This is a genomic window from Arthrobacter sp. NPDC058127 (assembly GCF_042884555.1).
Classification (GTDB): domain Bacteria; phylum Actinomycetota; class Actinomycetes; order Actinomycetales; family Micrococcaceae; genus Arthrobacter.
Window position 1 is genome coordinate 1 of sequence record NZ_JBHVTT010000045.1, and the last position, 1,306, is coordinate 1,306.

Consider the following 1,306-nt stretch of genomic DNA (forward strand, 5'->3'; position numbering starts at 1 on the left):
TGCGGTCGTCAAGTTTTTGAGACAGTTTCGTTGTTTGTTTTGGTTAGGCGGCCAGGGGTTCCTGGACGCTGGTGTGGTGGTTTGCGTGGGCGGTGGCTGGCGGGATGCCGCCGGCCCGTCGGTTGGGTCGGCGGCGGTTGTACCAGCCCTCGATGTAGTCCATCACGGCGGTCCGTGCGGTGAGCCTGGAACCGAAGCGATGGTGGTGGTAGAACTCGGTCTTGAGGTGTGAGAAGAAGTTCTCGGCGACCGCGTTGTCCCAGCACACCCCGACCTTGCCCATGGACTGGGTGACCCCGTTCTGGGCGCACCATCGTTGGAATTCCTCCGAGGTGTACTGGGTGCCCCGGTCGGAGTGGAAGACGACTGAGCCGCCGATGAGGTGGCCGTGGTTCCGGGCCATCCGCAGGGCCGCGGTGCACAGGCTGGCGCGCATGTGTTCGGCCATGGCCCAGCCGATGACCATCCCGGAGAACAGGTCGATGACCGTGGCCAGGTAGAGCCAGCCCTCGCCGGTGCGCAGGTAGGTGATGTCCCCGACCAGCCGGGTCCCGGGCACCGCGGAGGTGAAGTCGCGCCTGCCCTGGGCGTCGAGCATGTGGTTCTGGATGTGGGCGGTCTTGGCCTGCGGGTCCTGGAGCGTGGTCTTTTTCCAGGCCTGGGTGCGGATGGCCCGCAGGCCGTGCTCGCGCATGATGGCCCCCACGGTCGGGGCGGAGACCTTGGTCCCGGCCGCGTTCAGGAGCCGGGTCAGCTGATCCCGCCCGGCACGCCCGGACTCCTTCGTGTAGAGCTTGGTGACCGCGGTGACCAGCTCCCCGTGCCGCACGGTGCGCGGTGAAGGGCCGGCAGGTTTGCGCCACCGGTAATAGGAGGCCCGGGAGACGTTCAATTTCCGGCATAGCCACACCACGGGATGGTTGGCCTTCTCCGCTTCGATGAACTCGTAGAAATCCTCTACTTTTGCTTCGCGGCAAAGAAGGCGCTGACTTTTCCCAGGAACTCGACCTCGGCCTTCAACCTGGCGTTTTCGGCCAGCGCTTTCTGGTGTTCATCCCACGCCACCGGGCCCCGGTCCTCGGGCTGGGCAGGGGTGTCTGGTTGCTTGTCCCGGGACTTGTGTACCCAGTTTCCCAGCGTGCTTTCCTTCACCCCGATCTCCTGCGCGATCTGCTTCACCGGCCGGTCCGAAGACAAAACCAGTCGAACCGATTCCTCCCGGAACGCGGCGTCGTATGTCTTTCTGCGGGTGGTCATCTGAAACTGAGGCTCCCATCAAGCTGTCTCACAAAACCATACGGCCGCA

1 protein-coding gene is annotated in these 1,306 nt (G+C 64.5%); it reads right to left on the minus strand.

The features are described from left to right. Positions 1-43: 43 nt before the first annotated feature. Positions 44-1,257, minus strand: a protein-coding gene (locus tag ACFVTG_RS24750; protein WP_390283657.1) for an IS3 family transposase whose coding sequence is annotated in 2 segments (ribosomal slippage) — positions 44-996 and positions 996-1,257 — 1,215 coding nt in all. Because the reading frame shifts where the segments join, the coding sequence is not laid out codon by codon here. Positions 1,258-1,306: the final 49 nt, after the last annotated feature.